Here is a 22,724-nt window from a genome sequence, read left to right on the forward strand (position 1 = left end):
AGGCCCTTCTATGAGCAGTCCCTTGTCAAGCCGTTTTGCAAACTGACTGATTGATCGATATACGAATCCTCCCTTATCGCGACAGAGCGGGTTGGCTCCGTTGCGGTGAAACACGATGGCCCGAAGCCGGGTCTTGCGCTCGTGAGAAATGACGTCTCACCACCTTCTATCCGCTGGCGTGAAGCCAGCCTCATCCTGCATGCGCATTACGCCGGAATTGTCACCGGGAGCATGCCCCATCTAGAAAATCGGTTGCCTGTGCAACCCGGGTCTGTTACGGGCATGTTCACTTCAGGCTGTATGGATTGCGTATCACCATCCCCTGCATCTTCCTCCAAACCTCAATGGATTAAGCCGGCTTCAGTTGTGCCCCTTCGGGGATCACGCCATCCTTCAGATAGCGCCACATCGCAATCGCGAGACGTCGTGCCACCGCGACGATCGCAATCCGTCGGGCCCTTCGGTTCGGGCCTGTGCTCTGGGTGCGCTGGTTGAACCACTGCGTCAGTGCGCTCTCTGGCTGGTAGCGGATCCAGGACCACGCCATCTCGATCAGGAGTGCCCGCACCCGTCGGTTTCCCTGTTTGCTAATGCCCTGGTCCACCTGGCTCTCGCCGCTGTCGTAGGGTTGCGGTACAAGGCCAACGCACGCACCGACCTGGCGGCGGTCGCTGAATTCCCGCCAGAACAGCTCGAGCGCCAGTCGCGAGCCGCCAACCGGTCCGATGCCTTTCAGGCGAGTGAGGTGATCGACCCGGGCGCGTGCTGGCGCAGGCAGCTTCGTCGGAAGCGTCTGCTCCAGTGCGGTCAGTTGCTGCTCGGCTACTGCTAGCCGTTCGCACTCGCGTACCAGTCGATCGTTTAGCTCTGCTGGCAGTGGTGTGCCATCGTGACACCGTACCTCGCCGCGGGCGAGTCGGCCGGCGAACTTCCTGCTGTCGACCTCATCCCAGCAACCGAATGTGGCCAGCAGTTTGCGCATGCGGTCGCGGTGTTGCAGGATTTCTTTTTGCAGTTGTCCGCGATCGCGCATGAGATGGCGGGACGCTTCGTCCTGCAAAGAGGGCACCCGGATTGCGCGCATCCGGTCGCGTTCGCCGCGCAGCCAGGCACGTAGGTTGATCACCAGCTTGATCGCATCGAGGCGATCCGTCTTCGCGCGCCGTTTCTGGCGCTCAACGGGAATGCTCGCGGGATCGACGACATGACATTCGATCCCGCGAGCCTGCAGCGCGCGACAGATCCAGAATGCGTCCTGGCCGGCTTCATAGCTCACGACAACCCGTACATCCGCCGGCAGCGACCACTCCTCCTTGTACCGTTCAGTCAGGGCCAGCGCTGCCTGCAGCCGCAGCGTAGCCTGCGGTTGCGCGACAGTGTGTACTGTAGGACTATCACGACGGCCGTCGTGCAGTGCAACCATCCACTTGGCCGCCGCCAGCTCAAGTGACACCGCCAGCACCATGTGCCCGGTGTACGTCGTATCTGCCAGATCTGTGCGCATGATGCCCTCCATTAGGTCAAGCCTCGACACGCTGATTCTATCTATCCGTTGATTGCCTCTCCTGCTACATAGGATCTAGTCAACCGGTGACCTTTCCGCTTAGTCAGCCCCCGGTTTGGCGCGGTCTCCCACCCCCAACGCCAACAAGCTCTACGGCCTGGTGCGCAAGGGCAGCATTGGCACGCCCACAGAGGTGCTGGCGCAGTTCTGGGCGGACCTGCGCGGCAAGATGCGCGTGACCATCGACCAGCCCGGGCTGCCGGACGCGCTCAAGGCGATCGCGGCCGACGCCGTGCAATCGATCTGGCAGACCGCCAACGAGGCCGCCGCCGGCGAACTGGCCGCGCTGCGGGCCGAAGCGCGGCTACAGGCGAGCGAGGTGGAGGCGCAGCGCGACCAGGCGCGGGCCGCCGTGGTCGTGGCCGAGCAGGAGACGACGGCGGCGCAAGCCGAATTCGACGCCGAGCAGCAAGCACGTGCGGCGCTGCAGGGAGACCTGGAGGCCGAACGCCAGGCCCATGCGGCCGCGCAGGCGCGCCATGAGGCCGGCCAGCGCCAGATCGAGGCGCTCGAGCGGCAACTGCAGGAGCTGCGTACCCAATTCTCGACGGAGCTGGAGCACACCCGCGAGCAGGTGGCCGTCGCGCAGGAGCGGGCCAGCGCCACCGAACGCCGCGCGCTGCGGGAGATCGACCAGGAGCGCACGCTGCGCCAGAAGGGCGAGCAGGTGGTGGCGGAATTGCGTGCTGAGATGGCGGCACTGCAGGCGCGGGCGCAGGACTCCGCCGTGGCCGGCGCGGAGGAGCGGGCGCGGCTGCAGGCCGAGCGCGATACGCTCAACCGGCAACTGGCGGAGGCAGGGCAGGCGCTCGAACATGGCGAGGCGGCACAGGGAGGCCTGCGAGCCGAACTCGAAGGGGCGCTGCGGCGGGCCGAGCGCGCTGAAGTGGAGACCACTGCGACCCGCCGCCTGGTGTCGCCCAGGCGCCGGGTGCCGGCGACGAAAACCAAGTTCAAGCCCGGGCTGGCCTGAGGAGGCACCCGAGGGCGGGGATTTGTTCACCGCGTAACGGGATAAGCCTGTGGACAAGCCGCGCGGGGGCAGATGGCTGACGGTATCAGCCGATTTGATTAAAATTTAAGCAGCGAGGGCGACCACGTCCTCCCGGCGGCAATGATTCCCACCGCGGCCATCACGTGGAACAACCCTGAAATCCAACGCTCCCGCCAGACGGCACAACGCGGGATCCGACGCTGCCCCAAATTTCTTCACCTACACCATGTCGATCGAAATCGAGCGCGCGCAAGCGATTACCTGGATCCGCATCCAGATGGCCCAGCACGGTCTGACGCTGTCCCACTTGCAGGCCGCGGGCTGCTTTGCCGAGCCGCCGCCGACTCCAACGCCAGGAGCGCTGCGCTACCGCAACGCGCACGGGCAGGGCTGGGACGGCCGCGGTGCCATGCCCGACTGGCTGCAGCGGGCGATCCACGCCGGGCAGACCGTGGAACATTTCCGGGTGGGTTAGGCGCCGCACCCCTCCGCTTGGAAGGCACCTCGGACTTGGGTGGAAGTTACATGGAGGGCGCCCTGAAGTCGTGGTACGTGTGTTTGCCGAAACGTAGTCGGATCCAGCTCCAAAGGACGCCAAGGGGTGGCCGCAATCAGTGGATGGGCGGCCTTTTTCTCGATATTGGGATTGATAAAACCCAATTTGGGAGATAACATTCCCTCTATGGGATCTTCCTTTGCCGATGCACTATTTACCAAGTCCCAACAACGGGTGATGGCTGTGTTGTTTGGGGCACCCGACCGCTCATTTTATGCGAACGAGATTGTCGCGCTCGCCCAAGCCGGGGTCGGCGCCGTCCACCGCGAACTCGCCAAGCTGGAAAGTGCGGGCCTGATTACGTCCCATCGGGTCGGCAATCAGCGGCACTATCAAGCCAACCGGCAAGCCGCGATCTTCGAGGAATTGCGAAGTATCATCAGCAAGACTCTAGGGGTCGGCGAGATCCTGCGAGAGGCATTGCAGCCCCTGTGGGCCCATGTTGCACTGGCTTTTGTTTTTGGATCGGTGGCGAAGGCTTCCGACCACGCGGGCAGCGACATCGATGTGCTGATCATCGCTCAGGACCTTACCTTCGGTGAAGCGCTCACGGCCTTGGACCGCGCCAGCGAGCGCCTAGGCCGGAAGGTGAATCCCACCGTCTTCAGCCCGGAGGATTTCGTCAGGCGAGTCCAAGAGGGGCGTGCGTTCGTGATGCGCGTGCTTGACCAACCGAAGATCTTCGTCAAAGGCAATCCGGATGAGCTCGAATCCCTCGCCCGAACTGCAAAATCTTGAACGCGTCAAGAAACTGAAGGCCGAGCCTCCTGACGCGAGAGAGTGCGCCGCGTTGTTGCGCTCCGCCGAAATTCGCTTGGGGGATGCGCAGAATGCGTCCCTTTCCATCGAGAGCCAGTTTGATCTGGCGTATAACGCGGCCCACGCGGCCGCGCTTTCGGCATTACGCCAGCATGGCTACCGCTCGGATAACCGCTATCTGGTTTTTCAATGCCTGCAGCACACTCTTCACTGGCCGGCGGAGCGATGGCGCTTGCTCGACGTTGCGCATTACAAGCGGAACCTCGCAGAATATGAAGGAGATCTGACGGTTGACCAAGCCTTCGTGAACGAGTTGATTGCTGTTGTCAAGCAATTGGTGGATGCCGTGCGCGGGTTATTGGCTAATTGACGGGGACGCGGCGGACAAGCTCGGCGTGGGAAGCGACGAGGCAGGACTGCTAGCTCTCGTGCGCGCGCTGGCACCTCGCGTCGTGGCCATCGACCTGTCTGAGGAAATTAGACCACCACAGTTCGTCCTCCCTACGTCGCCATTGACGAGAGAACGTTCACGAGCGAGGCATTACAAGATCGCACCGATCTGATCGGAAAGACGTTAGTCGCGCGTGTGAAGCGATCCGACCGCAGAAGAGTCTTTCTCTATAGGCCGGATCCTAACGAAGCGATCGGATGGGTCGCTTCCCGGACGCGCCGGGACTACCCGATGACGATTCGCGATGACTATAAATCCGGCGGAAGATTGGCATGACCCCGGCATCACCCCCACCGCCAACAAGCTCTACGGTCTGGTGCGCAAGGGCAGCATGGGCACGCCCACCGAGGTGCTCGCGCAGTTCTGGGCGGACCTGCGCGGCAAGATGCGCGTGACCATCGACCACCCCGGCCTGCCGGACGCGCTCAAGTCGATCGCGGCCATCGGGAGCCGCTCGGTCGTGGCTGAGAAGTTTCACCGTGCAAGCCCTTTAGCTTGGTCTCCGGACCACTGTATGATCTCTTCCGCCTATGCTCAAACTTGCCACAACCCTTCGTATCGAACTGCTTCACGTCAAGCCTCTGGTCTGGCGTCGCTTTGTTGTCCCAGCCGATATACAACTCCCCAAGCTCCACAAGGTGATCCATTCCGTGATGGGCTGGGAGGACACTCACCTGCATGAATTCGACATCAACGGCGAGCGGTTCGGTGTACAGGATAAGGACGTCTCGGATGAAGGCCTGCGGTCGGAGAAGGGCGTCCGGCTGAACAATGCGCTCGGCTCGGCCACCGAATTCGAGTACCGCTATGACTTTGGCGATGACTGGCAGCACCGCGTCATTGTCGAATCAGTCGGCTACCCCGACCTGGCGCTGGCGCTGCCGGTTTGCCAGGCTGGCGAAAACGCTTGCCCTCCGGAAGACGTTGGTGGGCCACACGGTTACGCGGAATTCCTTGCAGCATTCCGGGACAAGACCCACGAACAGCACAACGACTTCCGGTCGTGGGTTGGCGGCGTTTTCGACCCAGTTGGCTTTGATGTGAATGCGGTCAATGCGAGGCTGCGGGCGATTCGGTGAGGTGATCGGGCGCGACATTCTCGAGCGGCAGTAGTCAGGAGTAGGGGGCAGTCTGATAGGGGGCCCCTTGTTTTTCGTGCACAGAGTGACGGTGGGCAGGTCTTGGATTGATGCGGGTCTCGGCGGTGTGCAGTGCATCAATCGCTGCACTGGACGACTCGGACCGCGGCGCAGCGCGTTGAAGCCATGGGCTATGCCGATCTCCGGTTGGGATATGCCCATGTTCGAACGAAGCAGCAGATCAGTCCGGCCGTCCGACGGCTGGCGGGCTAGGTTCTGGCCCAAATCTCTTCGGGTGGTGGCGAATTTAGAGACGTTTCCCACTACTGAGCGCGACGCGTTTGCCAGCGCGTGCAGGCGCCACGGCTTCATTGCAGCCGACTTCAGCGTATGCGATTGCATTGACGACAGCGCGCCGGGGGGTCGCCTGGTCAGCGTACTTTGCCCCGAAACTGGCGTGTTGATGGAATACGCCACAGGCCTTCGAGAATTCTGGCCGGCAGAGTTCGAGCACGACGTGATATTGGATAGGTTCGGGCCGGCGCCGGACTGAGCCAACCCTGCCGCCTGAAGCCCATTCCATCTACCTCGTTTCCGTGTGCAAGCGCGGCGCCGTCGAACGTGGTCCCGATGACACCAGACCGAAACTTCAGCCCGCTCCACTCGTACCCTGGTGTCGGCCGGTTGCATATCCTGTCTGCCGGAACGATCTTGCGGTCCTTGATGAGAGTCGACAGCCTCTCCATAGAGTGCAACTGCTTCACTGGCGGGGATTGATGAGCGCCAGCCGGGACCGCGTTGTGACAGATGTCGTCCCGGCATCGTTCCACCGAATATCGAACAGGAGACCAATTTGACGAAAATCTTCACTGAATCCGACATCACCATCGACGCCCTTGAAGCCCACATCCGCGACAGCGGCTTGGTCCCTCACAAGGTGCAGCCTGACGGCATCTGGCTGCGAAACGAGAACGGCAGACTCACCAGAGAGAAGAACCTCTGCTGCCCTGCGCCACGCTGAGCAATTGATGTTGCGTTTCCGGGACAGCCGTCGACGGCAGGCAAGCTAGATCACTGCGATGTTGGCGGTATTGTAATAAAGTATTTCCAAACATACGTTGGCACACAAAACCGTGAACCCGGAATTCCCTTCTGAATTTGCAGTAGACCCGTTGCGCGTGGAATTCCGCAGTCCAGAAACCGAACGCGCCTTCCAACTCCATCACGTGAACCGCAGTCAGGGGTCCCTGCGCCTGACGCTGAGTTTCTGTTCTCTCTTCTATCTTGCATTTGCTTTGACGGATGTCGCTGCTCTGGGATACGGGCGTGTGGCATTGCTCCTGTTGGTAGCTCGCATGCTCGTCGCCATTACGGCAATGTTGGGCTTGCACCTGATCCGCGATCACCCGGAATCAGTAGGCACTCTCTGGTTTGCGGCGAGCGCCGCTGAAATTGTCGGAATGGCAACATTCATGCTCATCGTCTGGTTTCGCCCTCACGAAATTCCGTGGCATGCGATGTCCTTGTGCATCATGCTGATCGTCGTCTATCTGTTCATTCCCAATCGTCTGCTCATTGCGAAGTTCATCGCGTTCGCTGCCACGGCAATTTTTATCGTGATAGCGGTGGAGGTGGGAAACTTAACACCATCTGATGCACTCACAATGTCGATGCTGTTGCTGCTTGCCAACAGTTTCGGGATTGTGGCGGTACGTCGCTACCAGCGACTTTGGCGGGACGAGTACCGGGTCTTGATGGATCTCAGGAGTCTTTCTGTTCGCGATCATCTCACTGACTCCTACAACCGACGCCATCTGCATGACGCTCTTCTGCCGACGGAAATCGCTAGGGCGCGGCGGCAGGAGCTTTGGTTGACGCTGATGGTGTGCGATATAGATCACTTTAAGTCGATCAACGACACCTATGGTCATCAGAGCGGCGACACTGTGCTCCAACATATTTCGGCCATGCTTCAGGCGATGACGCGCAAGCATGTTGATAGTGTCGTGCGCTATGGCGGTGAGGAGTTTCTTCTGGCCTTACCGCAAACGGACCTTGACGGTGCCTTGTACGTTGCGGAACGTCTACGTGCTGCGATTGCGGACAATCCAGCGGTCGACGCTGCTGGCAGGAGCATTGCAACTACGGCCAGCTTTGGTGTGTTAGCCGTCAATTTTTCGGTTGTGGGGAAAGACGTGACCGAGGAATCCTTGATCGCTGCCACCGATGCCCTACTTTATGAAGCCAAGAAGTCTGGCCGCAATAATGTCCAGTGCAGCGAATGGTCCGATGAATCAGACGGGCCGGGACGGAGCTCACTTCAGCTAACGATATACGATGCGGGGACGACGGGCACGATCTACGGCGATGGTGCATGATCGGTATCCGACCGCACAAATCAGTCACCGATCCCTTTGGCATCGTCCACGTGAGACCGCGCCAAAGCGGGGGCTGACTAAGCGGCAATACGGTGGTTTTGGGCTCTGGCAATTGTATGCGTCCAGCTTTCCCACCTTGAGTTGGTCGAAGCGATCCTGCATTGTCCCCACGAAGGAGATCGTGGAGACGATGGATAATGTGTCGACAGTTGCGCGGCCGCGCAGGCGCGAGTACAGCGCCGAATTCAAGACGACGGTGCTCGAACAGATCCGCCAGGAGGGCGGTTCGGTGGCTGGCGTGGCACTCAGCCACGGCCTGAACCCCAACATGGCGCACCGATGGATGCGCGAAGACCGTCAGCGCCAGATGCTGGAACGCTGCAGAACGGCAGCGCGTTTGTATCGCTACAGGTGCTGCCCTCGCCCGCAGCCGAGCAACTCGCTGATGCAGACCGATGCGAGACGCCGGCGCCGGCGACGCACAAGGTAATCCACATTGAGATTCAACGCGCAGCCGGCACGCTGATCGTGCGCTGGCCGGTGCAGCAATGTGCCCAACTGCCCAGGGACTGGCTGCGATGATCCGCATCGACGCGTTGTGGCTAGCCGTCGAGCCCATCGACATGCGAGCCGGGACCGAGCGGCTGCTGGCGCGGGTGGTGCAGGTCTTGGGCGCGGCGCACTCTCACCACGCCTATCTCTTTGCCAGCGCCCGGCACACGCGCATCAAGGGGGCGCTTTGGCGTGGCTTCTCGATGGATCAAGTAGGCCCCCAGGTTTTCGCGGAGTCCACGGTGGCGCTCGGACGCTATGAATCCAGTCAAGCGGCGCAGGATCACGCAATTCTCTGGGCGCAGCGATACGTCGATAGCCTGCTTGCCTCCCTCGGCCAATAGGGGGCTGCACTCACGCCATCTTTGGTCTGCGGCTTCACGCATGATGGTGCGAGTCATGGCAGCTCCTCGCTCGTTTGGCGGCCCGCGAAGTCGGCGGCGGTCAGTACGTAGGAGCGTTCGTTCTCTACCGTGTAGAACGACGGGGCGCAGTAGGTGCGCAGCCAAGCGCGCAGGAAGCGGTTCAACTGCTCCTTGGCTTCTTCGCTGATATCGCCGGGATAGTCTTCCGCGAATTCGCCGCCATCGTCGTAACCGCGATTGGCCGCGTCGTCGATAACATCATCGGCGTCGACATAGTTGGCCGGATCTGGGTGCGCGGACTGGCCGACATGGATAGTGTCGCCTGGCTTGAACTGGTCATTCTCTGCGAGCAGCTCCTCGAGTGTGTCGCGGTTGTAATCCTGGCCATTGGCGCTCCAGCATTCGTCGCCATCGGTGGCGCAGCCTGGATCTTCCAGAGGGGAATTCGCCGCTTCGCAGTACTTGAACAGCGCCTGCGTCAGAACGGTATGGGGCGCGCCACGCTGGTGGAGCATCATGGCGAAGTTGCCCACGTCGACCGGGTCGCCCTTCAGCACTGCGGTAACGAGCAGGTTGCCGAGATACTCGACGGTGCACTGCGTGGGGTCGTACCAGCCACCCTGACCCTTCTCGCGGCTACTGGCCATCTTCACGTGCATGGCGTAGGCAAACTCCCTCACGGCCGCTTCGTCGCGGCGCTTGGGCTCGGTCCGGATCCGGTGTTCACACGGCGAGGCCATGCCGGACTTCAGCGCCGGGTCGTCGCCGCAATCGTTCAGGCAGCTTGACCTTCACCCAGTCGCGGGAGCGCACGCCAGCCGCATACTTGCTGCCGGCCCGGTTCCCCACGATACCTTCCAGGCTCAGTTCCAGCGGAGGACTATTTCCGCCGCCCCACGACTGCGTCATATGGGCGCATTCCAATCCCCGAAAAGAGATGTACCCGCGCCACAACATAGCCATCTTCACGAGCATACAAAGTAACTATGTGCTGAGCGCCAGGAATCGATGGAACCGAGACGGTGGGGTCCGGCCCGCCGACCAGTTCCCAAGGGCGCTTTGCTTTGTCCAGGATCAGGTCACGCAGAAGGAATGCGATTGCATCCAGCCCAAGCTCTGCTACCGCATAGCTGTGGGCAATCTTCGCGATGACCGAAAGGAATTTCGTCGGCGCCAGTACAGTCTCGGATTTCCATTTCCCTAGTTGTTGGATCCGTCTGCCCAAATCAGCCTGGACGGTGCAGAGGTGTACCTTCATTTCGGGATACATGTCGGTCGTCGTGGCGCCGGTGAGAATTCCTGGTATTGGCATCTCCAGAGCTGGATAGATCGCAGGCAGGTCGGCAATAGGAGTGGGAACAGCGAACTCGGCCCCGTCAGCATCAACTCGCACCGCATTCCGTGTGCCAGGCTTCTTGCGACGATTTGAGCCAACACCGGCCGTTGCTCGAAAGTCGCCAAACATGACACGCAGAACATGCAGTTCTGCAGCGCTTGTCTTTGCCGCGCATTTGCCGCAACTCGCCGCCGGCAAAACCCAGTTGCCTCCGAAGCCGGCCGGAATAATATGCTCTTTGGTCAAATCATCTAGCGCGTCGCAGTAGATACATCGGCCGGGAGGTGAGTATCCATTCGTCATGCTGTTTTCACACTGCGCGGCGCCGGCTCGGCAGCCATCAGCTCTGCCGGGTAGGGCCGCATGAAGCTGCGCGCCCGCTCGGGATCCCGGCAGGTCAGCCAATCATCCCATTCCGCCCGCGGCACAATCACGATCATGCGTTTTTCCTTACCCGGGGCATGGAAGCGGTTCATCAGGGAGTGCTTGTCCGAGTTGATGGTCAGCATTGTGAAGCTGAACACCTCGGCGCCGGCCTCCCGCGGCCATGCTCGCCATAGTCCGGCTATCGCAAAATCTGGCTCATCTTTAAGCCAGATCCGCCAGCGCACCGACTTTGAGCCGCCTTCGTAGTTTGGCTCGTAAAAGCTGGTGGCCGGAACCAGACAAACTTGACCGAGCTTCCATGCACCCGAAAACGAACGCTTCTCGCCAATGGTCTCCGATCTGGCATTTGTGGTGTCGAACTTCTTTACCCCAGGGGGGATGCGGGATTTCGGGACCATACCGAAAGTGCCTATCAGCACTTCGCGGCGGCCGTCCAGGTTTGATCGGATGATTGGCGCGGCATAGTCTGGCCAAGTCTCCGGAGGATAGTCGAGCGGCAGCGGCTCAACGCCGTAGACGTCGCGCAGCAGCTGGCGCTGCACAGGGGCGTAGTTGTTGCACATGGCTCGTCCCTCCGATTTTTTGAGAGTTTAGACGCTGTCTTCGTATCCAGAGGCCGCAAGGGAGGCACTGAGGTGGGCAGACGACAGGCTGGCACAGAATCTGCTTAGTTGAGCCAGCTAAGGAATTGGCTAAGCTTCAGATTTCACCTATGCCCTTATTTGACGCACTATGAAGCCCCATATCCAGCACTCCCATCACGAATATCGTGCAGGTGAGCGTGTTCACGGCAGTCGTTACTACCTCATTCTCGCTGCCTGCCTTCTGGCATTCGGCCTGCTGTATATTGTGTAGTCCGTTTTCCGGTACGGTCATGAACATTCATGCCCTTACTCCGGGGGGAGAGTTCGTTTTCGGCCGTCGGCGGGAAGTAGCGAGAGGGACGCTGGAAGGGAGCTACCCGCGACTCGCCCTGCCCCCAATCTATCGGGCTGTCAGAACGCGGACGGCTTTCTCAACCAGCCGGACTTCAATGCCGAGCGACTGGAAGCGCCGTGCCCAGTGATGCGCTGTGCTGCAGGCTTCCATAACGACCATCCCTGGCTTCAGTGTGCGTACCGCCTCCAGGAGTGAGACACGAGACCTTTGCTCGATGTACGGGCCGTCCGCGGTGGTCGGCGCCATGGAGTTGGAACACTTGTTTGGCGAGATCGATGCCAAGGATGTCGATTTCCATGACGAACCTCCACGTGTCAGGTTGAAGCCGACAGTGTCCCCCGAGGGAGGCGTCGGGTCCATCTAAGTATTTTCAGGCGGCTTTCCCCGGAAAGTATTGATCTATCAAGGACTTACGAATACTCCGGCCGCGTGTGGTTCATTGCGCCGAGAAACCTTGCTACAAGCGGCTCTGCACCCTGCTACCGCCATTGCTTTCACGGAAAGTACGTAAGCGCGATTTTCTCCGCACGTAGCGTTGACGCCCCGAAAGGCGCAGGATTGTGCCCACGATTTTTTTCGTGGGCACAATTCATGGACGATAGCGATTTTGACTTCCTGCCGCTGCGAGTGACCAATGTCGGCGCCAACGGGAAACGCAGCTACGACAGGCAGGGCAAGCGAAGATTGATCGAGGCTTGCCTTGAACCCGGCGTATCGGTTGCCAGCATGGCGATCCGAGCCCGGGTGAACACGAACCAATTGTGGCGCTGGGTCAAGCAGTACAAAGCAGAAAGACAAGGTGGTATTGACATGGATAGCGCCGTCGAAGGCGCGCCATCGGCCTTCGTTCCGGTAGTAGAGGTTCGCGGCGTACCTCCTCAAGCCCAGCGGTCACGGCCGGCATCGCCGGAATCGACATCTGTTCCCGTGCCGCAATCTTCATCTTCGCCACAATTGGCACGCCTGTCGGCACGGCTGCCAAACGGCGTAACCATCGAGCTCGAATGCACACCGAAAGATGGGACGCTCGTGAAGGCGATGATCGCGGCGCTGGGGGACACCTGATGTTCCGCCTCGACGCTGACCTGCGGGTCTATCTGCACCGCGAGCCTATCGACTTCCGGGCCGGCCTGAACAGTCTGGTGACGTTGGTCGAGCAGTCGATGCAACTCGATCCGTTCGCCCGGGCCGTCTTCGCGTTCCATAACCGCGGCCGCAATCGGGTCAAGCTTCTGCTCTATGACCGCTCCGGATTCTGGCTCCTGATGAAGCGTTTGGAAGCAGACCACTTCGCCTGGCCACGCCGCCAGCAGGCGGTGATGGAACTCACCACCGAGCAACTGCACTGGCTGCTTGAAGGTATCGACATCGAAGCCGTTCGCCGACACCCTTCGCGGCGCTACCGGCACGCGAGCTGAGTCAGCGTGAGGGAGGCCAGGGTGCGGGCTCTGGCCATAGGCTTCGCGAGGCGGCTGCTCGCCAGGGGATTGGCCGATACCATTGATATGGATTCGACGTAAACCTGTTGGCGATGCGATTGCGCTATCGTGAATGGCATGCCTGCACATGACCTCATCCCTGATCTGCCGCCTGACGTCCAGGCCTATATCCGAGAACTCGAGAAGAAGAATCTGGATCTCGAGTCGCTAGCCCAGCAACTCTCGCAGCGTATCGAGCAGCTCGAAGAGCAGTTCCGCCTCGCGCAGCTCAAACGCTACGCGCCGAGCAGCGAGAAGCTCAAGGATCGGGTGTTTGACGAAGCCGAGCAGATCGCCGCGACAGAACCTGCTGGCGACGATCCCGATGACGCGTTCACGCTGCCCGATACGGGACTTCCGGAAGTCGATGAGTCTGCACACCGCAAGCGGGGACGCAAGCCGCTGCCGGCGTCGTTGCCGCGCCAGCGCATCGAGTACGACCTGCCCGAGGAACAGAAAATCTGTCCATGCTGCCAGAGCCCGCTGCATCGCATGGGCGAGGAGACGAGCGAGCAGTTGCACATCGAGGTAAAGGCCTCGGTGTTGCAGCACGTACGGTTCAAATACGCGTGCCGCCATTGCGAGCGCAACGCGGAGCGCACGCCGATCGTGGTCGCGCCGATGCCAGTACAACCGCTGCCAGGTAGCAACGCGAGTCCGGCGATGATCGCGACGGTGACGACCGGCAAGTACGTGGATGGCACGCCGCTATACCGGATGGAAGACGCGCTGGCCCGTGCGGGCATTCCGGCGGGCCGCGGCACGCTGGCGAACTGGATCATCAGGCCTGCCGAACTGCACTACAGCCGGTTGTACGAGGCGATGCGCCAGACGCTGCTGTCGCAGCCGCTGATCCACGGCGACGAGACGACGGTGCAAGTGCTCAAGGAAGAAGGCAAGACCGCGCAGAGCAAGAGTTACATGTGGCTCTACAGAAGCGCACAGGACTGCGAACAGCCTGTGGTGCTGTTCGACTACCAGCCGGGGCGTGGTCAGCAATATCCGCAGGCGTTTCTCGCCGGCTACGAAGGCATGCTGATGACCGACGGCTACAGCGCCTGGCGCACGCTCAAAGCCGTCACGCACTTCGGGTGTCTTGCACATTCGAGACGACTGTTCGTCGACGCGCACAAGGGCCAGAAGAAGCCCGGCGGTCGCGCACAGCAGGCGCTCGAGTACTTCAAGGCGCTGTATCAGGTCGAGACACTTGCTCGCAGAGAACTGCCAGAGGGCGAGACACGGGCCGGCTACACCTACCGACTGCGGCAGGAACACAGCGTACCGCTACTGGAGGCGCTCAGGAAATGGCTGGACGAACTGGCACCGCAGGTTCTGCCTGAAAGTCTGCTGGGCAAGGCGATCAGCTACACGCGCAATCAGTGGGAATACCTCAGCCGCTATGTTATCGATGGGCGTGCACCCCTCGATAACAACGTGATAGAGCGCGACGTGAGACCCTTTGCAACCGCGCGAAAGGCATGGCTCTTTGCAGACACGGTTGCCGGTGCGAAGGCGAGCGCGACGATCTACAGCCTGATGCTCACGTGCCGCGCCTGCAACGTCGAGCCGTATGCGTATCTGCTTCACGTTCTCACCGAGCTGCCGCAGCGTGCGGCGGACGCCGACATCAGCGACCTGCTGCCGTTCAACTACGCCAGCCAGCAGAGCGCAATGACGAACCCCGGTTGATGACATGACAGGGCGCCGGCACTGCCCCGGCGCGCGATTCCTGGTACCTCCATCGGACATTGCCGATCCTGCTCGAGCGTCGCAATAGGGCCGAGCCCGCCTGTTCGCCGAGAACGACTCTCAATACAGTGTGCTGAATTGCGCGGTTACGAAAGTACGATCCCCCCCAATTCGCGTCAGGTAACGTTCCGGCTCGGATCTTCGTCGGCGCGCAGCCGCCCATTCAAACTCGAACATACTCAGTGCCATGAACAAACTGCGCGATCTGTTCCTCCGGCGATTGCGTTTGGTGATTGGATTTCCCGACCTTAGTGGGGTTTCCTTGATTTCCCTACTGCAGTAAGACTAGTATGACATTCCGCTGACCCTGCACGATCAGCCGACAGCAAGTCCGACGATATTGCATTACAGCACGCCGGCAACCTCATGTAGCACGTTCAAGAAGCACCGTAGTGCCTACGCTCAGGAGACACTGATGCTGACCCCGCATGAACTTGCAACGCTGATGTTAATCAAGGACGCGATCAATCCGGTTGACCTCGATCCAGCCGATTTCAATGCGCTGGTAGAGCGCCAACTCGCTAGACGGGAGCAGCTCTCGCCGGGGTGCCATCGCGCGCTGATCACTATCGAGGGTCATGTTTTCCTCAAATCCATTCAAAGGCAGCGGATGGGCGGCTTCCTGCGGTAGCAAGTCCGCCAACGCTACCTAGCAGACCAAGGGGCAAATTTGTGCAGCAGACTGCTGCACAATTGGCTTCGTTCTGCGTTCGCCACAATACTGCCCTTTTTTCAACGAGTGGCACGATTGGCGCGCTGCGTTCATGCTGCCGGGCAGGGCTGGCTGGTCTCGCAATGTTTGGCCATGCAGCTTGAGACCCGGACTGCATGAACGGCGACGGCGCACAGTGAATCTTTTCGGCAGTCGGGGAAAAGACGAAATCAGGTTTAAATAATCCTGTATGGCGCTCCCGATGTCGAGAGATCTACACTTTGTAAAATTTGACTTCGATCGGGAGTGGCGCCGTGCAGGAAGGTAGGTTTTCCAAAGGCTACATAGAGCTAACTTGTAGCCTAGCGCAGGCGACGGGCCGTCGACTCGTTCGCGGGGATGACCCGGCCGTGGGAGATCTGATCACGGTGCATAGCAGCATAGACCCCGAAGTCGCGTTCGATCTGCGTGTGATAGCCAGTGCAGGTCCGGAATCGTGGACTTGCGTCCTCGTTGGCATTGAGCGCGAGGCAATTTCTATGCTAGCTTTCGATGGGCTCGAACGGGGCGAGGAACTGACAGTATCTCGCGCCGAGATTGCAGGGATCATCCGTTGTGGTGGTATCCATTGACCTGCCGCATTTCCGCTTAGACAACGGCAACTCTGCACAGCTTGCTGGCGGCAGACCAGCTACAGCCCAACGGATCCGCGAGCGGTCCGCGTAAGACGACTGCCTTGCTTCGCTTTAGGGGACTGGTCGCCCCTCCGAATACAAAGTAACGGCTTTGCCCATCAGTAAACCCACATCGACCTTGTACCGGCGACATCACAGATTGTCGGATACGCGCCTCGTCGATCTACAGGAGAAAACACATGACTTTCTTTTCGCTGGATCCATTTGCGGTAACCCACAAAGCGAATCTCGCCAGCCTGTTTGCACTAACGAACACGGCCTTCGAGGGCTTCCAGAAATTGGCCGAACTGAACCTGCAGACAACCAAATCGTCGCTTATCGAGAGCCAGGACCTCATCCAAGCTGTGCTGGCCGGGAAGGATCTGAGGGATTTGGCTGCTGTGCCGGGCAACCTCACGCAGCCTGCAGCCGACACGGTAATTGGGTATGCGCGCCACCTGTATGAGATCGCTTCGAACACGCAGGCGGAGTTCGCGAGAGTGCTTGAGACGCAATACCAACAACACAGCACCAGCGTGCAAGCGTTTGTTGACAATGTCGTCAAGAATGCGCCGGCCGGATCGGAAGCGGCCACCACAGTGTTGCAAGCGGCGTTTGCCGCGACCAACGGTACCTATGACGCGGTGCAAAAGGTAGCCAAGCAAGTTGCAGAAGCCGCCAAGACCAACTTTGATGGCGCGAACAAGGCTACGTCGGTTACCGCCAAGCGCGCTGCCGCGTAAATACCGCGGCAAACCAAGTCATTAGGCAGAACTTGTGCATCGGTCACCACGGCGCTGTCGTGGTGCGCCGCTTAGGCAAGTCCGCTAGGCTTGCCGACGATTTGCGCAAGACAGGCAGTCCTCGTTGGGCCTTGGTCTTCCGGTTCCGTATGCCAGCTGTCGAAGGCTCCGGTACCGGGCCTCCCCCTAGTTCAGTTCACGGCGCCACAAGTGCCGCCAGGTTAGTAGGGGCGGTGCTCGCTATGTCCTTCGAAGCTTTCCGGTCAGAGGGAGTAGAGCGCTTACAGTCCGTGTGCCAATAAGACAGAAGCAGAACTCGAAACGCCGACGAGTTGGTCAGGTGGGACGGAGTACGTTCACTTTATCGCGTGCAGACTGGCTCGGTCGAAGGCCAAAGGAATTTAGTCGGGACCACAAAGGGTGCCTGGAGTCAATCAACTTCACGATGAACGAAAGACAGTATGACGAAACGAATTGCAGTTGTGACAGGCGGCATGGGCGGCCTCGGAGAGGCTATCAGCATTAGGCTGCACGACGCGGGCTACACCGTAGTCGTAACCCATTCGCCGGGGAACACGAACGTGCCGACCTGGCTTGCTGCCATGGCCGCCAGCGGCCGGGAGCTGCGCGCATACCGAGCCAGGCCTGCATGGCGCAGATCCTGGCCGACCTGGGTCGGGTCGATATTCTTGTGAACAACGCGGGTATCACCCGCGATATGGCCTTCAAGAAAATGGATAAGGTGAACTGGGATGCAGTCATCCGCACCAATCTTGACTCGGTGTTCAACGTCACCAAGCCGTTGTGCGACGGCATGGTCGAGCGTGGCTGGGGCCGCATCATCAATATCGCCTCCATTAATGGCTCCAAGGGAGCCTTCGGTCAAACCAACTACGCCGCCGCCAAGGCCGGCATGCACGGCTTCACCAAGTCGCTGGCGCTGGAAGTAGCACGGAAGGGGGTGACGGTCAATACCATCTCGCCCGGTTACCTGGCTACCAAGATGGTCACCGCGGTGCCGCAGGAGATCATGGAGTCAAAGATCCTGCCGCAGATTCCCGTGGGTCGTCTTGGCAAGCCGGAGGAAGTGGCGGCCCTGGTTGCATATCTGTGCTCGGAGGATGCGGCCTATGTAACAGGATCCAATATCGCCATCAACGGCGGGCAACACATGCAATGAAGATGGGCGGGACATCACCACTGTCTCCCCGTGGGTTGCGGGGCCGCAGATAGTTAGTGGTGATGGCAGCTGACACGGATTCGCGAGCCATTGAATAACCGACCAGCGCGCTGCCGCCCCACTTAAGCGCGGCGCAACTCGCCGCGCTCGTCAGCGCGTTGGGGCTCGAGGCTCTGGTGCAAATAGAGAAGACCAGCGAAGTGCAGCCGCTTGCGGTGCACCTCAGCGAACTGAGAGTACCGCCGTCTAGACAGCGGGCGCAGTGGTATCTTTAAGGCCCAGGTTCGTCAGATTGAACTGAGCTTTTCGAATGCGATGCATCAACTCGATTCCGGAGATCGTAACGGCCGCAGTCCTGAAGCGTTTGAAGCCGAGCATCGCATTGACCCTGGACTTGATGTTGCGATGATCGGAGACCGCGCCAAAGCGGGGGCTACGGTCATCTCCTTATACAGAACAGAACGTCAGGCCTTCAATCCCGAAGCGCCTGCAAAGTCTGAGCGGCGATCATCACTTGCTGCAGCCCGGTCCAGATAGCCTTGGCACCTGGCTCGCCGTCACCTTTGCGGCCCAGGAAGCCGCCGAGTCCCGCAATCAGGCGCAATACCTCGTTAAGCCGTGGGGGCCGATCAGGGACGCGCTTTTTCGTCAGTAGATAGGCACCGCGGATTTCGTCCGGATCGAAGAACAACGCAGCATCCAGATCCGGGCAGGTCCTGCCAAGCCGCATCAGGTGCGCGATGCGCCAAGCCACGATCATGAACAACGCCAGCGCACGCTCCAGTCGATCAATGGCCGACAATTGCAGGGCTTCAATCTGGCAGCCATTCTTGAGCACATGGAAGAAGACTTCGACTTCCCAGCGCGCCCGGTACCAGTCAATCAAAGTGAGAAGCTGCGGCAACTCCGTTGCCTCCCGATTGCTCAGCAAGCGCCACTCCACCGGCTTTACGCCTTTGGGCGCGTCGACTTCCCGGGCCAACAGACACGTCACGCTGATCGCACCAGCCTTGCCAGCCGGCAGGTCCACGCGTTGTGCACGGATTTCCTGCTTCACCAGTCGCGCATTCTGTCCGTGGCGAGCGGCCATGGTGAATTGGATCTCACCCACGACCGCGCCGGCTGCCACCGTCTGCCAGAGCTTCTCGCCCCCAGCCAGACTACGGTCGTGCTGAGCACGGATCAGCCAATCCGCCGGCGTGCCCAGTTCGTGAGCGCGTCGCATTAAAGCCAGGATATCGGCCTCCCGGTCCGCCACATACACCAGACGAGTATGCGGCAGGCGCGACGCAATCTCAGCGATGCGCTCGTAGCCCTCGATCCAGCGCACACTCTCCTTCGGTCCCGCCCTTCGGCCCGCTTCATCCCGCTCCGAGCGAGCCCACATCCATGCATCCAGCACCCCCAGCGGCTCACGATCAGGCGTCACCGCATAGGTCGGATGCAAGTACATCCCCCGCCGCGCTTCATAGTTCAACTCGCCAAGGCCTTCTATCTCTTGGCCATTGAAATCCAGCTCAAATGCGGTGTGAATTTTAATGCTTAGTAGCTCGGCGAAATCGACGTAGGTGGACCGGATATCAAGGCATTTCGAGTGTCACCTTTCCGGCGTTGCTCCGCATAATGTTGACGTCCTTCTGGCCACTCGACCGGAGACATCCACTCAAGGAGGACGTCATGCTGAGTCAGTACTTCAAATCACCGTCGCACGTTCAACGGCTTCTCTCTCGTCCCGGTGGCTCGCTGCTTGAAGGTTATTCGCAGTACCTTCAGCAGCGCGGCTACGCAAAGATTTCCGTCTGCACCCATATCACTGCGGCATCGCATTTCCTGTATTGGTCGGACGGAGAAGGTATATCGACCCTTGAACTTGATGAATTGGCTCTTCAACGCTTCGCCGAGCATTTGAGCCGATGCCAATGCCATGGATTTGGCAATCAGCGCGCCGTTGTCTCGTTGTGCGGTGCGCGAATGTTCCTGATGCACCAAGGTAGAATCAGCCACCGCCCAACCGGGCTTGCCGCCCTTGCGGCTGATCTGAAATCCGTTCAATTCTCCGCATTCTGCCAATGGATGCGCCAGCAGCGTGGAACCAGCGATGCGACTTTGTACAACTACGGCATTGCGCTTCGAGATTTGTTCGCTCGTATCGGAGATGCCCAACCCAAACTGGATGCAAGTGAATTGCGCCAGTTCATTCTAGAACAAAGCAGGAAGAAGGGGGCGGCGGTGGCGAAGCATTGCACGACCGCATTGCGCATGCTTGTCCGGTTTTACATAGCCGAAAGCAAATGCGCTATTGGTCTTGAGGGAGCGATACCCGCACTGGCGCATTGGCGACTGTCTGGCCTGCCACGATATTTACAGGTCGATCAAGTCGAACAGATTATCGATTCATGTGACACGGTGACGCCCATCGGTCGGCGCGACCGTGCGATTTTGTTGCTACTGGCACGCTTGGGACTTCGTGCCAGCGATGTTTGGCATCTGCGTCTCGACGATATCGACTGGAAAGGGGCATCAATCTCCGTCACGGGTAAGAATCGGCGGCAGACTCTCTTGCCTCTGACGCAGGAAGTTGGCCTGGCCATTGTGCAATATCTTCAAAAGGGCCGACCTCGAACGGATGCCGATGCTCTATTTGTGCGCACTTGTGCCCCGTTCCAGGCTTTTGCAGATCATGCTGCCATCTCCATCATAGTCAAGAAGGCGATGCGGCGAGCTGGCGTCACGTGCTTGACCCGAGGTGCCGCTCATGTACTGCGCCATTCAGTTGCAACCTCGATGCTGGCGCAAGGCGCTTCCCTGCAGGATATCGCCTCCGTACTACGGCACCAATCTGTCGCGACTACGGAATTTTACGCCAAGGTGGACATCGCCTCGTTGCGGCAGATCGCCCAACCGTGGCCGGGGGAAGGACCATGCTAATGCAAGCCGTGCAATCCTATCTGCAAGTGCGCCGTGCCTGTGGGTTCGAACTCAAGACACAGGGCAAGCTGTTGCGCAGTTTCGCCACTTACTCCGACGCTATGGGTAAATCCCACGTGTGTGCTGATACTGCTATCGAATGGGCTGGATCGGCGCGCCTGGTGGTGCGGCGAGCGCGTCGACTCGGGGAGGTGATTCGATTTGCCCGGTACGCGCGAGCCGAAGATCCTCGTCACGAAGTGCCCCCGCCGGTCTTTGGCAGCGGGCGACAGATCCGACCTGTCCCATACATCCTTTCCCCGGATGAGGTCCGTGGCCTCATTCGCGCAGCCTCGCAGTCGGGGCGCGAGACGTTACGGCGATATACCTACAGCACACTGTTCGCATTACTCGCGTGCACCGGGATAAGAGTATCGGAAGCCATCGGCTTACGCTACGAGGATATCACTTCAGATGGACTGCTGATTCGATGTTCCAAGTTTCGTAAAAGCCGCATCGTTCCCTTGCACGAAAGCGCTCGGGCCGGGCTGGAGCGTTATCTCGAACGGCGGGTGCCCTATGCACCGTTCGACGATCACGTGTTCATTTCGACGGCGGGAAAGCCATTGATTATCAACGATGTCGAAATCGCATTTCGTGCTGCAGCGACGAAGATAGGTCTACGCTGCGGCCCAGGCATGTCTCGACCCACACCACATTCGTTACGGCACACGTTTGCAGTGAGGGCGCTGGAAGCATGCCCAGATGAGCGCGACAATATCACGAAACACATGCTCGCATTGTCGACCTATCTCGGCCACGCCAAGGTGGCTAACACCTACTGGTACTTGCAAGCGACGCCGGAGCTGATGAGCGGTATCGCAGAGCGTTGCGAGCGTTTCGTCATGGGGGATCGGCCATGATTCCCGTTGCCCCCCATATCACGGCGTTTCTCCGACAACGCCTGCCGATCGAGCGCGGTGCCAGCGAGAATACCAGCGAATCGTACGCCTACGCGTTCAGGCTGCTCTTTGAGTATGCTGCGGCCACGCTGAAGGTTCCGCCATCGGCATTGCAGTTTGAGCAAATTGATGCGCCTCTGGTTCTTGGCTTCCTCAACCATCTGGAAACGGTTCGCGGCAATGGAGCAAACTCCAGAAACACTCGACTGGCCGCAATCAAGTCGTTCATGCATTTCATGGAGTATCGAACTCCGTCGGCTTTGGAACAAATCACTCGCATCTTGGCAATCCCGGCAAAGCGGACCGATACCCGTCTTGTACGACACCTTACCGTAGACGAAATGCAGGCCATCTTAGATGCGCCCAACCCGACCCTGTGCGATGGCATCCGGGACCGGGCCATGATTCATCTTTGCTTTGCCGCAGGTTTGCGTGTTTCCGAATTGATCGGACTGCGACTTAATGACCTGCAACTCCAGCCGCATCCCAGCGTCCTTGTGCATGGGAAGGGGCGAAAGCAGCGCTGTTTGCCCTTGTGGAAGGAGACCGCCACGGCGTTACGGGCGTGGCTCGCAGTACGCGACACGGTCTCCGCACCCGAACTGTTTCTCAATGCGCGTGGTGAACAGATGACTCGATCCGGGTTCGAATACATCCTTCACAAACATGTTCGAGCGGCAGCAGTACGATGCCCATCGCTATCCACAAAGCGCATATCTCCGCATGTACTTCGGCATACCTGTGCGCTGACGATGTTACAAGCCACCAAGGATCTCAGAAAGGTTTCCCTCTGGCTTGGACATGCACATATGCAAACGACTGAGATATACACCCGCGCGGACCCTTCGGTGAAACTGGAAGCGCTCGAAGGAATTATTGCGCCGAAGCTGCGTTCAGGCCGATTCAAGGCAACGGATGAGCTCATCGCCTCTCTGAAATCGAGTTCCCTTATGCGGAGAGACAAACGGACAACTTGACTCACAAGCGGAGCCTTCATCAACGACGACTCCGCATTAAAA

At 59.7% G+C, this 22,724-nt stretch carries 22 protein-coding genes and 5 pseudogenes; 19 read left to right on the forward strand and 8 right to left on the reverse strand.

Annotated elements, in window-relative coordinates; genetic code table 11:
* Positions 1-349: 349 nt before the first annotated feature.
* Positions 350-1,504 carry an IS110 family RNA-guided transposase gene (locus ACZY0R_RS41185; protein WP_488859803.1) on the reverse strand — a complete coding sequence of 385 codons (1,155 nt, stop codon included), beginning with the start codon at positions 1,502-1,504 and terminating at the stop codon, positions 350-352.
* Between the two features lie 115 nt (positions 1,505-1,619).
* On the opposite strand from ACZY0R_RS41185, the gene ACZY0R_RS41190 reads away from it, so the two are divergent.
* From ACZY0R_RS41190 to tnpB (ACZY0R_RS41235), 10 genes and pseudogenes are all read left to right on the forward strand, one after another.
* Positions 1,620-2,537: a DNA-binding protein gene (locus ACZY0R_RS41190; protein ID WP_488867359.1), complete on the forward strand. Its 918-nt coding sequence runs from the start codon at positions 1,620-1,622 to the stop codon at positions 2,535-2,537.
* Between the two features lie 247 nt (positions 2,538-2,784).
* Entirely contained in the window at positions 2,785-3,033 is a 249-nt protein-coding gene (locus ACZY0R_RS41195; protein ID WP_488867361.1) for an H-NS histone family protein, read from the forward strand.
* A 126-nt stretch (positions 3,034-3,159) separates the two neighbouring features.
* A complete protein-coding gene (locus ACZY0R_RS41200) occupies positions 3,160-3,852 on the forward strand; it encodes a nucleotidyltransferase domain-containing protein (protein WP_488867363.1) in 693 nt (230 codons plus the stop codon).
* On the forward strand, positions 3,815-4,243 hold the full coding sequence (locus ACZY0R_RS41205; RefSeq protein ID WP_488867365.1) for a hypothetical protein: 429 nt from the start codon (positions 3,815-3,817) through the stop codon (positions 4,241-4,243). Before ACZY0R_RS41200 ends, ACZY0R_RS41205 begins: the two co-directional genes overlap by 38 nt.
* Positions 4,244-4,604: 361 nt before the next feature.
* Positions 4,605-4,773 (forward strand): annotated as a pseudogene (locus ACZY0R_RS41210) (DNA-binding protein); the annotation flags it as partial.
* An 81-nt stretch (positions 4,774-4,854) separates the two neighbouring features.
* Positions 4,855-5,403, forward strand: coding sequence for a plasmid pRiA4b ORF-3 family protein (locus tag ACZY0R_RS41215; protein WP_488867367.1), 549 nt, complete (start codon positions 4,855-4,857; stop codon positions 5,401-5,403).
* Positions 5,404-6,256: 853 nt separating this feature from the next.
* The gene (locus ACZY0R_RS41220) at positions 6,257-6,424 is read left to right on the forward strand and encodes a hypothetical protein (protein WP_488867369.1); all 168 of its coding nucleotides are present in this window, start codon (positions 6,257-6,259) and stop codon (positions 6,422-6,424) included.
* Between the two features lie 112 nt (positions 6,425-6,536).
* Positions 6,537-7,781 carry a GGDEF domain-containing protein gene (locus tag ACZY0R_RS41225; RefSeq protein WP_488867371.1) on the forward strand — a complete coding sequence of 415 codons (1,245 nt, stop codon included), beginning with the start codon at positions 6,537-6,539 and terminating at the stop codon, positions 7,779-7,781.
* A 190-nt stretch (positions 7,782-7,971) separates the two neighbouring features.
* Positions 7,972-8,271 (forward strand): transposase, encoded by a 300-nt coding sequence (locus ACZY0R_RS41230; RefSeq protein WP_488867797.1) that lies wholly within the window; start codon positions 7,972-7,974, stop codon positions 8,269-8,271.
* 88 nt (positions 8,272-8,359) lie between these two features.
* Positions 8,360-8,677: an IS66 family insertion sequence element accessory protein TnpB gene (tnpB, locus tag ACZY0R_RS41235; RefSeq protein WP_488867373.1), complete on the forward strand. Its 318-nt coding sequence runs from the start codon at positions 8,360-8,362 to the stop codon at positions 8,675-8,677.
* A 53-nt stretch (positions 8,678-8,730) separates the two neighbouring features.
* Here the strand turns inward: tnpB (ACZY0R_RS41235) and ACZY0R_RS41240 are convergent, their stop codons facing one another.
* The 5 genes and pseudogenes from ACZY0R_RS41240 to ACZY0R_RS41260 all read right to left on the reverse strand — a co-directional run.
* A complete protein-coding gene (locus ACZY0R_RS41240; protein ID WP_488867375.1) occupies positions 8,731-9,438 on the reverse strand; it encodes a hypothetical protein in 708 nt (235 codons plus the stop codon).
* Between the two features lie 140 nt (positions 9,439-9,578).
* On the reverse strand, positions 9,579-10,337 hold the full coding sequence (locus ACZY0R_RS41245) for a hypothetical protein (protein WP_488867377.1): 759 nt from the start codon (positions 10,335-10,337) through the stop codon (positions 9,579-9,581).
* Complete coding sequence (locus ACZY0R_RS41250) at positions 10,334-10,984, reverse strand: SOS response-associated peptidase (RefSeq protein WP_488867379.1); 651 nt, start codon at positions 10,982-10,984, stop codon at positions 10,334-10,336. The genes ACZY0R_RS41245 and ACZY0R_RS41250 overlap by 4 nt, the downstream gene beginning before the upstream one ends.
* Positions 10,985-11,120: 136 nt before the next feature.
* Positions 11,121-11,303: a hypothetical protein gene (locus ACZY0R_RS41255; RefSeq protein ID WP_488867381.1), complete on the reverse strand. Its 183-nt coding sequence runs from the start codon at positions 11,301-11,303 to the stop codon at positions 11,121-11,123.
* A gap of 135 nt (positions 11,304-11,438) precedes the next feature.
* Positions 11,439-11,658: pseudogene (locus ACZY0R_RS41260) on the reverse strand (IS110 family transposase); the annotation flags it as partial.
* Between the two features lie 293 nt (positions 11,659-11,951).
* Here ACZY0R_RS41260 and tnpA point away from each other — a divergent pair.
* The 6 genes and pseudogenes from tnpA (at position 11,952) to phbB (ending at position 17,836) form a co-directional block, all read left to right on the forward strand.
* Entirely contained in the window at positions 11,952-12,425 is a 474-nt protein-coding gene (gene tnpA, locus ACZY0R_RS41265) for an IS66-like element accessory protein TnpA (protein WP_488856667.1), read from the forward strand.
* Entirely contained in the window at positions 12,425-12,778 is a 354-nt protein-coding gene (tnpB, locus tag ACZY0R_RS41270; RefSeq protein ID WP_488856668.1) for an IS66 family insertion sequence element accessory protein TnpB, read from the forward strand. Before tnpA ends, tnpB (ACZY0R_RS41270) begins: the two co-directional genes overlap by 1 nt.
* Before the next feature lie 138 nt (positions 12,779-12,916).
* Positions 12,917-14,527 carry an IS66 family transposase gene (tnpC, locus tag ACZY0R_RS41275; protein ID WP_488856669.1) on the forward strand — a complete coding sequence of 537 codons (1,611 nt, stop codon included), beginning with the start codon at positions 12,917-12,919 and terminating at the stop codon, positions 14,525-14,527.
* A 475-nt stretch (positions 14,528-15,002) separates the two neighbouring features.
* A complete protein-coding gene (locus ACZY0R_RS41280) occupies positions 15,003-15,218 on the forward strand; it encodes a hypothetical protein (protein WP_488867383.1) in 216 nt (71 codons plus the stop codon).
* An 895-nt stretch (positions 15,219-16,113) separates the two neighbouring features.
* Positions 16,114-16,656 (forward strand): TIGR01841 family phasin, encoded by a 543-nt coding sequence (phaP, locus tag ACZY0R_RS41285; RefSeq protein ID WP_488867385.1) that lies wholly within the window; start codon positions 16,114-16,116, stop codon positions 16,654-16,656.
* Positions 16,657-17,117: 461 nt separating this feature from the next.
* A pseudogene (gene phbB / locus ACZY0R_RS41290) lies at positions 17,118-17,836 on the forward strand (acetoacetyl-CoA reductase).
* A 246-nt stretch (positions 17,837-18,082) separates the two neighbouring features.
* On the opposite strand, the pseudogene ACZY0R_RS41295 reads toward phbB, so the two are convergent.
* Both ACZY0R_RS41295 and ACZY0R_RS41300 read right to left on the reverse strand, forming a co-directional pair.
* Positions 18,083-18,247, reverse strand: a pseudogene (locus tag ACZY0R_RS41295) (DDE-type integrase/transposase/recombinase); the annotation flags it as partial.
* A gap of 61 nt (positions 18,248-18,308) precedes the next feature.
* A pseudogene (locus ACZY0R_RS41300) lies at positions 18,309-19,355 on the reverse strand (IS4 family transposase); the annotation flags it as partial.
* Positions 19,356-19,513: 158 nt separating this feature from the next.
* On the opposite strand from ACZY0R_RS41300, the gene ACZY0R_RS41305 reads away from it, so the two are divergent.
* Genes ACZY0R_RS41305 through ACZY0R_RS41315 form a run of 3 tightly spaced genes read left to right on the forward strand, consistent with a single transcriptional unit; the run spans position 19,514 to position 22,682 of the window.
* Positions 19,514-20,764: a site-specific integrase gene (locus tag ACZY0R_RS41305; protein WP_477111633.1), complete on the forward strand. Its 1,251-nt coding sequence runs from the start codon at positions 19,514-19,516 to the stop codon at positions 20,762-20,764.
* Positions 20,764-21,666: a tyrosine-type recombinase/integrase gene (locus ACZY0R_RS41310; protein ID WP_477111632.1), complete on the forward strand. Its 903-nt coding sequence runs from the start codon at positions 20,764-20,766 to the stop codon at positions 21,664-21,666. The genes ACZY0R_RS41305 and ACZY0R_RS41310 overlap by 1 nt, the downstream gene beginning before the upstream one ends.
* Entirely contained in the window at positions 21,663-22,682 is a 1,020-nt protein-coding gene (locus ACZY0R_RS41315; protein WP_477111631.1) for a tyrosine-type recombinase/integrase, read from the forward strand. The genes ACZY0R_RS41310 and ACZY0R_RS41315 overlap by 4 nt, the downstream gene beginning before the upstream one ends.
* Positions 22,683-22,724: the final 42 nt, after the last annotated feature.

This window comes from Cupriavidus sp. F041, assembly GCF_057814235.1.